We start from the raw sequence: 11,010 nt of genomic DNA on the forward strand, positions 1-11,010 counted from the left end.
CTCGTACAATCCGGGCGTAACGAGCGTGGCGGTTATTCGACCACTATGACCTAGCAATGGCAAAGATCGTTGATTCCGTCAATTCCGCAGCGCAATATGGAATCGGGAGCAACATCACGTCTTTGCAAGCGAAATGGAAATCTTATGCCGATCCTGAACAGAGCCGCCGAAATGCAGGATGAAGTCAGCGCCTGGCGCCGTCATATCCACGAAAACCCGGGCATTCTCTACGAGGTCGAGCATACGGCGAATTTCGTGACGGAAAAACTGAAGGAATTCGGCGTCGACGAGGTGGTGACGGGCATTGGCAGAACGGGCGTCGTCGGCCTCATTCGCGGCAAGGGCCCCGGCAGCCGCACGGTTGGTTTTCGTGCCGACATGGATGCGCTGCCGCTGACCGAGATTACCGGCGCCGAATGGGCCTCCAAGACGCCCGGAAAAATGCATGCCTGCGGCCATGACGGCCACACCGCCATGCTTCTGGGCGCGGCCAAATATCTGGCCGAGACGCGCAATTTCAACGGAACCGTCGCGGTGATCTTTCAGCCGGCCGAAGAAGGCGGCCGTGGCGCCGAAGCCATGGTCAAGGACGGCATGATGGAGCGGTTCGGCATCCATGAAGTCTACGGCATGCATAACCGGCCGGGCATTCCGGTTGGCCAGTTCGCCATCCGCCAGGGCGCCATCATGGGCGCGCCCGACAAGTTCTCCATCACCATCGACGGCCGCGGCGGCCATGCGGCAGAACCGCATAACACGGTCGACCCGATCGCCATCGGCGCGCAGATCGTCAGCAATGTTCAGCTGATCGCCTCGCGCAACATCAATCCGCTGCGCTCAGTCGTGGTTTCGGTCACCCGTTTTCAGGCCGGCACGACCCACAACATCATTCCCGAGACGGCCGAGCTGGAAGGCACGGTGCGCACGCTGGACGAATCCGTGCGCGATTTCACCGAGGCGCGCCTGCGCCAATTGGTCGAGACGATCGCCGCCGCCCATGGCGCAACGGCGACGTTCGAATATGAACGCGCCTGCCCGGTGACGATCAACCACGACACGGAAACGCTGCATGCGGCCGAGGCGGCGACGGCTATCGCCGGCCCGAAAAACGTCGACGCCAACACAGATCCGATGATGGCCGGCGAGGATTTTTCCTTCATGCTGAATAGCCGCCCCGGCGCCTTCATCTTCATCGGCAACGGCGACAGCGCTGGCCTTCACAACCCGGCATACGATTTCAACGACGAAGCAATCGCCCACGGCATATCCTATTGGGTAAAGCTCGCGGAACAGCGCCTGACCGATTGATCCGGCAGCGACGAAGAGGGGTGGAAAAACGCTTGGCTTGCCGCCCCTCCTTTTGTATGGATGGCTTTGAGTGGTTCCGTAGCTCAGCAGGATAGAGCATCAGATTCCTAATCTGAGGGTCACGCGTTCGAATCGCGTCGGAATCACCATTTGCCATTCACGGCAGCCATCTGAAGACAGCGAAGCATGACGCTTGGGAGTCATCGAGGTCAAAAACTCGCAAGAAAACTTTTCGTCTAAAACGGGTTCCTTTAAGTCAAGAAAGGCTCCGAAATTAATTACTCACGCTTTCTTTCAACCATTTATAGTCTAAAAACACCCAATATCTTATTGTTAACATTTACCATCGCTTAACCAAGGTTTTGTTGTATGGCGTAATCATTTGCGCATGATGCGCTCTCCCATATTTGCAGAGCTTTCATGTCCAGTATCCTCACCAATAACGGCGCCATTTCCGCGTTGCAGACCCTCCGTTCCATCGAAAGTCAGATGGGAAACACGCGAAGTGAGGTCGCGTCCGGCATGCGGATAGACGTGGCCGCGGACAATGCCGCCTATTGGTCCATCGCCACCACCATGCGCTCGGACAACAAGGCAATCTCTGCCGTCGGCGACGCACTGAACCTTGGCGCCGCAAAGCTCGACGTCGCCTATACGGGGATCGAGTCGGTCATCGACGTGCTCTCCGATTTCCAGACGAAGCTGGTTGCCGCCAAGGAACCCGGCGTCGATCCCGGCAAGATCCAGAAGGAACTCGACCAACTCAAGCAGCAGGTGATCGACATCTCGACGTCGGCAAGCTTCAGCGGCGAGAACTGGCTGAACACCGAAATCGCGGACATCAATGACAGCGATCTTAACCGGGTGTCGATGGTGTCGTCGTTTACGCGCACGGGATCCGGCGTTTCTCTCGGCAAGACCGATTTTCATCTTTCCGAGGTGTCGCTTTTCAATTCCGAAGGCGGCGGCCTGCTGCAAGCAGACAAACGCCGACTGAAAACCCTTGGTGGCGTCCGGCTTTTTGACACCTACATGGACAACGATGGCCTGGTCCACATGAGCCAGACCAACTTGACCGGCGGCACCAATGCGCGCAGCGGCTTCACGTTTGCCGGCCCACTCACCTTTGACACGAACGACAAGATCGAGTTCGACGTCATCGTTGATGCCGACAACCCCGCCGACCTGCCCGGACCGCACGATCCAGGCAAGCTCACGCACATCACCATCGATCGCACTATGGTCGACAGTGTACTTTCCATTTCTGACGGAAAAGTATCGACCTACACGCAGTTCGTGCAGGTGCTGTCTAACGCGCTATCGTTGTCTGGCAGCGGCGCATCGGCAGGTCTGGTTCCACAATATCCGAGCGGGACGGTGCCCAACCAGATCGCCATGCAAACCAATGAAAGCTCCGGGCTAGACGGTTCAGCGCTGGAGATCCGCAATTTCAGCAGCGATGTCGGCAGTGCCGGCATGTCCAATTTTCTCGCCTATGGAACGCGTGGTTCGGCAATCAGCCTGGGCTTTACGCCCTTCGAAGTTTATACGGATGGCGACGATCCGGATGGTGTCTCCGTAACGTTCCGCTTCACCCTCAACGGCGCCAGCTCGCAGACCTACGAATTCGACAGACCTTATGTGAACAGCCTGCTGGGCAAGGACACAGGCAAGGTCGAGACCGCCGACGAGATGGTGACCCTGTTGAAGTCGTTCATGGAGGATGGCTGGCCGAATGTCATCATCGAGGCGACAGATCCCAGCACGATATCTGTGCGATCTGACACGGCAGGCGACCGGCTTTCCGGCATCAAGACCTCCATCGGATTTACCGGCATGAGCGTCAGCATCGAACCGATCCCGACCCAGAATTTCGTCGATATCGATATCGTCGAAAACCCCGAAATGCTGGATCGTTATATTGGCTACATCAATGTCGTCACATCCGACATCATCGACGCAGGCACATCGCTGGGCGCCCTCAAAACGACGCTCGACATGCAGACAAGCCTGATGCTCGACCTGTCGGATGTCATCGAAAAGGGCGTCGGCCGGCTTGTCGATGCCGATATGGATGAAACCTCGACACGATTGAAGGCTCTGCAGACACAGGAACAGCTGGCGATACAGGCATTGTCGATCGCCAATTCCAGTTCGTCGAGCATGCTGTCGCTATTTCAGTCCTGACCTTTCGACGCCGCACTGATCTGCGGCTGGCGCACATGCTCCATCCGAAAGCCCAGGCCGATCAGGCGTCCGGCCAGATGTGACAGCAGAGGGAAACGCGCTATGCCCCGGATGAAGGCCGGGGGGCCTTTTCGCTTTTCTGCGCTAACCTGATCCGTGCGGCGCGAACTGCGCATCATCAATTGCAGTTTCTGGGTGGCGCGCGTCGGAAAACCGCGGCGAGCCTCGACCGCAGCCAGATCTCCATCGGAAAGGTTTCCCGCCCTCAAGGGCTGCGCCAAAAGATTGCCGGCCGCCACCGCATCCTGAATGGCCAGATTGACGCCCACACCGCCGATCGGCGACATGGCGTGCGCTGCGTCCCCTATGCAGAGCAGGCCCGGCCGCCACCAGCGTTTCAGCCGGTCGATACGCACCTGCAGCAGGCTGACATCCCCCCATCCGCCAATCTCATCCATGCGGTCGGCCGGCAGCGGCGAAACGGCACTCACCGCCTCGCGAAACGCCGCGATCCCGCGCGTTTTTATATCAGTGAAGGTGCCGCGCCGGATGACATATCCGCACTGCCAGTAATCCCCGCGATCGATCAGCACAAAGCCTTGCCGCGGACCGGCATGACCCATCGTCTCCTGCGGATCGCCGGCCTGTTTGGACAGTTTCATCCAGACGACTTCGCTTGGCGTACCAAAGCTCTCGACCTCAAGTCCCGCTTTTGCCCGCGTCACGGAATTGCGGCCATCGGCACCCACCACCAGACGGGAACGAATGATAATCTGCCCGTCCGGAGTGGCAGCGGAAAGCCCGGCGATCTTGCCCTGTTCCTCCAACAGATCTTCGACGCGGGCCTGCATGATCAGCCGAAAATTCGGATATCGTGCCGCCTCCTGCGCCAAAAAATTCAGGAATTCCCATTGCGGCATGAAGGCAATGAACCGGTGATGCACCGGCAGACGCGAAAAATCAGCGATGCTGATTTGCCGTCCGCCGATCTCCGCCGACAATTTCGGCGCCCGCGTGTGCGGCAATGTCAGAAAGGCTTCGTCAAGACCAAGCTCACGCATCACCTCCAGCGTCGAGGGATGGATCGTATCGCCGCGAAAATCGCGCAGGAAGTCGGCATGTTTTTCCAGAACCACGACCTCCACACCGGCGCGCGCCAGAAGCAGGCCGAGCATAAGCCCCGCCGGGCCACCGCCGACGATGGCGCAACCGGTTTCGATTTGTTCGGAATATTGAGAATGGATGCTGGTCATGCCGCACATTCTACCGCCAGTGCGATCGGATCAAGCCGTTGCATCGTCACATCCGCTTGCGTGGCGGAAAACAGCCGGGACTTGTGACCACACCCATTCGGCGATAGACCGGCCACGATAAGAAGCAGGCGGACATTTCATGGCATCGACGCATCATTCGCGTTCCATCACCGTTCTCGGTTCCACGGGCTCGATCGGCGTCAGCACGCTGGATGTGGTCCAACATCTGGGCCGTGAGACGTTTGAAGTGGCGGCACTGACCGGCAGCGGCAATATTTCGCTGCTGGCCGAACAGGCACGCGCCTTCAACGCCAGACTGGCTGTGACGGCTGACGAAGCCCGCTACAACGACCTGAAGGAAGCCCTGGCCGGCACCGGCATTGCCGTCGCGGCGGGTCGCAGCGGCCTGATCGAGGCAGCTGAAATGGATGCCGGGCTGGTAATGGCGGCAATCGTCGGCACGGCGGGTCTTGCGCCAACGCTGGCCGCTGCCAGACGCGGCGCCGATATCGCGCTTGCCAACAAGGAATGCCTCGTTTCGGCCGGCGACCTGTTTATCGAAGCGGTCAGGCAGGGTGGCGGCAAGCTGCTGCCGGTCGACAGCGAACACAATGCCATCTTTCAGGTGTTGGAGGAAAACCAGCGGCATGCGCTGGAGCGGGTGATCCTCACCGCATCCGGCGGTCCTTTCCGCGCGTATTGCCTCGAGCAGATGGCAGGCGTGACGGCAGATATCGCCCGCGCCCATCCCAACTGGTCGATGGGCCTGAAAATCTCCATCGACAGCGCCTCGATGTTCAACAAGGCGCTGGAGATGATCGAGGCCAAACATCTGTTTGGACTGACGCCCGAACAAGTGGAGGTGATAGTGCATCCGCAATCGGTCATTCATTCCATGGTGGGCTACACGGACGGCTCGGTGCTGGCGCAGCTCGGCTGCCCGGATATGCGCACCGCGATCGGCTATGCCCTGCAATATCCGAAACGCGCCAGCCTGGCCGTCGAACGGCTGGATTTCGCAAAGCTGGCGCGACTGGATTTCGAAGCGCCAGACGAGACCCGTTTCCCAGCCTTGCGCCTGGCGCGTTTGGCGATGACGCGCGGCGGCGTGCAGGGCGCGGTGCTGAACGGTGCCAAGGAAGTGGCGCTCGAAGCCTTTATCGCCGGCCGCACCGGCTTTCTCACCATGGCCGAGATCACGGAACAGGTGATGACGGAGCTTTCCACCCTGCCGCCGGCATCGAGCATGGATGACGTGTTTGCCGCCGATGCCGAGGCACGCCGTCTCGCCGCAAGACACATCGGCTGACAACGGACACCACGACCAAACCAAAAAGGCCTGATCGCGAACGATCAGGCCTTTTGTATTTCGTCGACAGTCTTTGAGCTTACGCGACCTGGCGGGCCAGTGCGCAACGCGCCCACAACTGATGCAGCGAATCGACCAGATGTTCGAGATCGGCGTCGGAATGCAGCGGCGTCGGGGTAATACGCAGACGCTCCGTTTTGCGCGGAACGGTCGGATAATTGATCGGCTGCACGTAGATGCCGCAATTGTCCATCAGCAGATCCGAGATCCACTTGCACTTGGCGGCATCGCCAACCATGACCGGCACGATATGGCTGGGGTTGGGCATATGCGGAATGCCCTTGGCATCCAGCATGCCGCGCAGCTTGCGCACGCGTTCCTGATGGCGGGCGCGCTCGAACTGGCTGTTCTTGAGGTGGCGGATCGAGGCGATTGCACCGGCGGCAAGCGTCGGCGGCAGCGCCGTGGTGAAGATGAAGCCGGAGGCGAAGGAGCGCACGAAATCGCACAAAGCGGTGGAGGCAGTGATATAGCCGCCCATCACGCCAAAAGCCTTGCCCAGCGTGCCTTCGATGACCGTCACGCGGTCCATCAGGCCTTCGCGCTCGGCAATGCCACCGCCGCGCGGGCCGTACATGCCGACGGCATGCACTTCGTCGAGATAGGTCATGGCGCCGTATTTGTCGGCGAGATCGCAGATTTCCCTGATCGGCGCGATATCGCCATCCATGGAATAGACGCTCTCGAAGGCGATCATTTTCGGCGCGTTCGGATCTGCGGCAGCAAGCTTGGCTTCGAGATCGGCGAGATCGTTGTGCTTCCAGATAACCCGCTCGCATTTGCCGTGGCGAATGCCCTCGATCATGGAAGCATGGTTCAGCGCATCGGAGAAGATGATGAGGCCGGGGATCTTCTGGCCAAGCGTACCGAGTGCGGCCCAGTTCGACATATAGCCGGAGTTGAAGATCAGGCCGGCTTCCTTGCCGTGCAGATCTGCGAGCTCGCGCTCGAGCAGAACGTGATAGTGGTTGGTACCAGAAATATTCCGGGTGCCTCCCGCACCCGCGCCACAGTGATCTATGGCCTCATGCATGGCGGCAAGAACGGCGGGGTGCTGGCCCATGCCGAGATAATCATTGGAGCACCAGACGGTGACGTCCTTCGTGCCGTCGGCCATGTGATGGGTGGCGCGCGGGAAACTGCCACGCTGACGCTCAAGGTCGGCGAACACGCGGTAGCGGCCTTCCTGATGCAGTCCGTCCAGCTCGTTCTTGAAAAATGCCTCGAAATCCATATCAAACTCCAGAACCTGCACTTTTGTGAGTTCTGCCTTTTCTTCCGTCAACCCCAGCAATGTCTAATAGAGCACACTGCGGCAAATGGCCCACTCTTTTGAACTGTTCTAGTCAAAAGATAGAGAGGCAATACGCGCCCGTGTTGATCGATGTCAAATTTTGACGAATTGCATTTTTGCGTCCGCTTGAGGAAAAACCGCCTCGCGTCGGGTAAGCTAGGCCGCATCACAGTATGGACATATGGGTATGGAACCCTATTCTCCGTCAAGACGATGCTGCCGCGGGATGCGGTGAGAGGCGAGATCACTCCCTGCAGCCGTCTTCAATGAAGTGGAGAGAGTTATGAAAAAATTGATGGTTCTCGCTCTGGCCGGCCTGTCGCTGGCGAGTTGCACCCAGACCGAAAAAGGCGCCGGCATCGGCGCTGCATCCGGCGCCGTCATCGGTGGCCTGGCAACGGGTAACGTCCGCGGTGCCGCAGTCGGCGGTGCGATCGGCGGCGTCGCAGGCGCTGTGATCGGCAATGTCTCCGAACAGCCCGGTCAGTGCTACTATCGCGACCAGTACGGTCGTCGTTACATCGACAGCTGCCCGCGCGGCGGCTACTGAGCCGTTCGATACGGTCGTATTGACGACCGAACCGATGAAGAAGCCCGCGGAATGATCTTCTGCGGGCTTTTGCATTGGTGCATGCAGACCTTTGCCCGTCTGAGACTGATGGACGCAGATTGCGCCAGATCAACCTCAAGCTGTTCGCAGTCAGCTTAGCCAGCAGCCGCCATCGCGCGCTGCACATATCCGATCGGATTGGCAGCTTTTATCGCCATCCCAGTGACGGATATCCCATGAACGCCAACACGCCGCCCGATCAGATCATCACCGCAGAACCTGTCGCCCATAATCACGCAACACACGGCAACCCGGCCGTGGTCGGCCTTGCCGGTTTCGGCATGACGACCATCCTCCTTCAGTTTCACAATGTCGGCTGGGCCTCGCTCGGACCCGTCATCTGGACCGGCCTCATCTTCGGCGGCCTCGCCCAGCTGATCGCCGGCCTGCATGAAGGCCGGATCGGCAACAATTTCGGTTATGCCGCCTTCACGTCCTATGGCTGCTTCTGGATTGCACTTTGCCTGATCCAGATCGGCAATGCGACGGGCATTTTCCCCATCAGCCACACGGATCTCGGCTGGTTCCTGGCCATCTGGACGATCTACACGGCCATCATGACGCCGGGCGCGATGCGCGCCAGCACCGGCCTTGGCCTCGTCTTCATCACATTGCTGATCGGCTTCACCCTGCTTGTAGCCGGCCATTTTGGTCCACCTGCCTTCAACGTGATTGCCGGTTACGAGCTGATGCTGTGCGGTGCCTCGGCTCTCTATGTGATGGCACATACGATCTACAAGGATGCGTTTGGTCGCGACCTGCTTCCCGTCGGCAAGCCGATGATCGGCTGACAGGCGGGAACGCCTTTAAAACACCGGGTCGCTAATCGTGCGACCCGCCCTATTTTGTGGCGGATTGCGCGGCCATGGGGCAACACTCCCCTCCTAAAGCCCTCACTTTTTTCCATAAAGATTCGACCTGGCTCATTAAAAGACATATGTTGCCCCTGTTTTTGCGAATAAATTAGCATTTCAGACAAACAGCAAAGACCGGCGAGGGCGGAAACATAGCAGTACTGCGGAAACGCCCCCACACGGCACCATTCATTCGCTCGGCCTATCGAGGCGCAACGATACTGGCGCTCGCGTTGGCGACGACAAGCTCTCCCGTGCTTGTTCCGGAAGCGCATGCGCTGAAGATTTTTGGCCTGACCCTGTTCGAAAGCGACAAGGACGAGGTCGAGGTCGTCGACCCTGTCCGCTACGACGTTACCTTTCAGGCCAAGGAGGCGGACAGCGACCTCGAAGAGCGGCTGGAAAACGCCGCCTCTCTGGTGGCCGACAAGGAAAATCCCGTTTCCGGCGATCTCGGTATCGTCATCAAGGCGCGCGAGGACCGCGACCGCCTTGTCGCCGTGCTGTTCGAGGAAGCCCGCTACGGCGGCATCGTCAACATCACGATCGCCGGTCAGGATATCGACCGGTTGCCGCCAAACCCAAGCTTCGATCGCAGCAAGCCGATCCCCGTCACTGTCTCCGTCGAGCCCGGCCCTGTCTTTACCCTCGGCAAGATCACCATGCTGGGCGATGCAGCCGGCAGAGACCCGGCCGAATACGATCTCGTACCCGACGGCAAGGCCGGCTCGCGGCTGATCATCAAGGCCGGGGAAACCATCATTCACGACCTCAAGAACGAAGGTCGTCCGCTGGCAGAGCTGGCAGAACGGCAAGTCGTCGCCGACCACGCCACCAACAAGGTAGATGTGACGCTGGATGCCCGCGGCGGCCCGGTCGCACCTTTCGGCAGCGTCGCTGTGAAAGGCGCGCGGGCGGTCAACCCGGAATTCATCCGCCGTTATTCGCGCCTCGACCAGGGTCAGCAATATTCACCCGATCAGATGAAGAAGGCGGCCGATCGTCTGCGCGAACTCAGCGTGTTTTCCAGCCTCACCATCCAGGAAGACAAGGCACTGGCTCCGGACGGCTCCATTCCGCTGTCGATCGAAGTTTCGGAAGGCAAATTCCGCTATTTCGGTTTTGGTGCCGAATATTCGTCGCTCGATGGCGGTGGCCTCTCGGGTTACTGGGGACATCGCAATCTGTTCGGGCAGGCGGAATCGCTGCGTTTCGAAGGCGAGGTTTCCGGTCTCGGCTCAACTGATGGCACCGATGTCGGCGATCTCAACTATCGCGCCGGTGTCTATTTCAAGAAACCGGGCACATTTCTTCCGCAGATCACCTTCGATGCAAGCGTCGAAGCAAAAACGGAAAACTACGACACCTATGACGCCGAATCCGTGACCGCACTTGGCCAGTTCACCTATGAGCTGAACGATCAGGACAAATTCACCGGCGGCGGCGAGATTGCCTATACCCAGACACATGACGTTTACGGCGACAACGACTACCTGACGTTCAGCCTTCCGATCGGCTACGAGCGCGACGCCCGCGACAACAAGCTCGATCCCACCGAAGGGTATTACGGCACGCTGTCGGCCAAGCCGAGTTACGAGGCTCTGAACGGCAATGTCTTTTCTTCCTTTGAAGGCTCGATTTCCGGTTATCTCGGTCTCGGGCAGGAAGATCGCGTCGTGCTGGCCGCCAAGCTCTCCGCAGGAACTTTGATCGGTGGCGATGGTTTGGCCAGTATCCCTGCAACGCGGCGCTTTTATGCGGGTGGCGGCGGCTCGGTGCGCGGTTATTCCTATCGCGAAATTTCGCCCTATAACGACGACAACGAGGCACTCGGTGGCCGCTCTTACATGTTAACTTCTTTGGAAGCGCGCATAAAAATTACCGATACGATCGGAATTGTGCCGTTTTTGGATGTCGGTACAGTTGCGACCGAAATCGTGCCCGATTTCTCGGATATCCGCATGGGCGCCGGTATCGGCCTTCGATACGCGACACCCTTCGGGCCATTGCGCATCGATTTTGCGCTGCCGCTTGATCGATATGAAGGTGGCAGTTCATACGGCATCTATGCAGGCATAGGGCAGTCGTTCTAAGAGAATGCAGCGAGCCCGAGGGGCAAGTGGAAAGGTCTGATC

8 protein-coding genes, 1 tRNA gene and 1 pseudogene are annotated in these 11,010 nt (G+C 59.1%); 8 read left to right on the forward strand and 2 right to left on the reverse strand.

Translation table 11 applies throughout. The annotated features are described in order from the left end of the window. The first annotated feature begins 144 nt into the window (after positions 1–144). From AAIH70_RS19465 to AAIH70_RS19480, 4 genes and pseudogenes are all read left to right on the forward strand, one after another. Positions 145–1,308 (forward strand): M20 aminoacylase family protein, encoded by a 1,164-nt coding sequence (locus tag AAIH70_RS19465; protein ID WP_132277167.1) that lies wholly within the window; start codon positions 145–147, stop codon positions 1,306–1,308. Positions 1,309–1,380: 72 nt separating this feature from the next. After that, positions 1,381–1,457: transfer RNA gene (locus tag AAIH70_RS19470), tRNA-Arg, on the forward strand. 271 nt (positions 1,458–1,728) lie between these two features. Further along, positions 1,729–2,121 (forward strand): annotated as a pseudogene (locus AAIH70_RS19475) (flagellin); the annotation flags it as partial. A 1,023-nt stretch (positions 2,122–3,144) separates the two neighbouring features. Further along, the gene (locus AAIH70_RS19480) at positions 3,145–3,495 is read left to right on the forward strand and encodes a flagellin (protein WP_430035266.1); all 351 of its coding nucleotides are present in this window, start codon (positions 3,145–3,147) and stop codon (positions 3,493–3,495) included. Here AAIH70_RS19480 and AAIH70_RS19485 read toward each other — a convergent pair. Beyond that, positions 3,486–4,748, reverse strand: coding sequence for an FAD-dependent oxidoreductase (locus AAIH70_RS19485; RefSeq protein ID WP_132277171.1), 1,263 nt, complete (start codon positions 4,746–4,748; stop codon positions 3,486–3,488). The genes AAIH70_RS19480 and AAIH70_RS19485 overlap by 10 nt on opposite strands. 139 nt (positions 4,749–4,887) lie before the next feature. Here AAIH70_RS19485 and dxr point away from each other — a divergent pair, with 139 nt between their 5' ends. Next, the gene (gene dxr, locus AAIH70_RS19490) at positions 4,888–6,057 is read left to right on the forward strand and encodes a 1-deoxy-D-xylulose-5-phosphate reductoisomerase (protein WP_132277173.1); all 1,170 of its coding nucleotides are present in this window, start codon (positions 4,888–4,890) and stop codon (positions 6,055–6,057) included. Positions 6,058–6,136: 79 nt separating this feature from the next. Here dxr and hemA read toward each other — a convergent pair whose 3' ends face one another. Further along, positions 6,137–7,351: a 5-aminolevulinate synthase gene (hemA, locus tag AAIH70_RS19495; protein ID WP_430035183.1), complete on the reverse strand. Its 1,215-nt coding sequence runs from the start codon at positions 7,349–7,351 to the stop codon at positions 6,137–6,139. Between the two features lie 343 nt (positions 7,352–7,694). On the opposite strand from hemA, the gene AAIH70_RS19500 reads away from it, so the two are divergent. From AAIH70_RS19500 to AAIH70_RS19510, 3 genes are all read left to right on the forward strand, one after another. Further along, positions 7,695–7,961: a YMGG-like glycine zipper-containing protein gene (locus tag AAIH70_RS19500; RefSeq protein ID WP_132277177.1), complete on the forward strand. Its 267-nt coding sequence runs from the start codon at positions 7,695–7,697 to the stop codon at positions 7,959–7,961. A 236-nt stretch (positions 7,962–8,197) separates the two neighbouring features. Further along, the gene (locus AAIH70_RS19505; RefSeq protein ID WP_132277179.1) at positions 8,198–8,812 is read left to right on the forward strand and encodes an acetate uptake transporter; all 615 of its coding nucleotides are present in this window, start codon (positions 8,198–8,200) and stop codon (positions 8,810–8,812) included. A gap of 224 nt (positions 8,813–9,036) precedes the next feature. After that, a complete protein-coding gene (locus tag AAIH70_RS19510; protein ID WP_430035268.1) occupies positions 9,037–10,968 on the forward strand; it encodes an autotransporter assembly complex protein TamA in 1,932 nt (643 codons plus the stop codon). Positions 10,969–11,010: the final 42 nt, after the last annotated feature.

It is taken from the genome of Neorhizobium sp. BT27B (genome assembly GCF_050455485.1).
Classification (GTDB): domain Bacteria; phylum Pseudomonadota; class Alphaproteobacteria; order Rhizobiales; family Rhizobiaceae; genus Neorhizobium.

Bases quoted from the DNA above. Each gene is read 5' to 3' on its own strand.
- hemA (WP_430035183.1), bottom strand. From the start codon at position 7,351: ATGGATTTCGAGGCATTTTTCAAGAACGAGCTGGACGGACTGCATCAG.
- AAIH70_RS19480 (WP_430035266.1), top strand. From the start codon at position 3,145: ATGAGCGTCAGCATCGAACCGATCCCGACCCAGAATTTCGTCGATATC.
- AAIH70_RS19505 (WP_132277179.1), top strand. From the start codon at position 8,198: ATGAACGCCAACACGCCGCCCGATCAGATCATCACCGCAGAACCTGTC.
- dxr (WP_132277173.1), top strand. From the start codon at position 4,888: ATGGCATCGACGCATCATTCGCGTTCCATCACCGTTCTCGGTTCCACG.
- AAIH70_RS19465 (WP_132277167.1), top strand. From the start codon at position 145: ATGCCGATCCTGAACAGAGCCGCCGAAATGCAGGATGAAGTCAGCGCC.
- AAIH70_RS19485 (WP_132277171.1), bottom strand. From the start codon at position 4,748: ATGACCAGCATCCATTCTCAATATTCCGAACAAATCGAAACCGGTTGC.
- AAIH70_RS19500 (WP_132277177.1), top strand. From the start codon at position 7,695: ATGAAAAAATTGATGGTTCTCGCTCTGGCCGGCCTGTCGCTGGCGAGT.